Below are 260 nucleotides of genomic sequence, written 5' to 3'. Positions count from 1 at the left end.
ATATTTTAGTCGAACTGGCCAATGGCGTAGCCGATGTCGAACACCGACACTCTCTGGTAGAGCGCCTGCGCGCTATTCACCAAAGTGTTCTGGCGGATTTACAGCAACCAGAGATGATTGCTGATCACCTTGATGCGCTTCTCGATCAGGTCGGCGAACTGGCCGTTAAAGCTGCTGAGCATAAGTCTGCAGAGTTAACCGATCAGCTGGTTGCCAATGGTGAATTGCTGTCGACCTATCTGTTCACTCAAATTATGAAT

At 49.2% G+C, this 260-nt stretch carries 1 pseudogene; it reads left to right on the top strand.

The window, feature by feature from the left end:
- A pseudogene (locus tag ACYP03_RS26795) lies at positions 1-260 on the top strand (lysine-sensitive aspartokinase 3); the annotation flags it as partial.

The sequence above is a fragment of the Photobacterium sp. R1 genome, from assembly GCF_054600795.1.
This window is presented reverse-complemented; position numbering and strand designations above follow the sequence as displayed.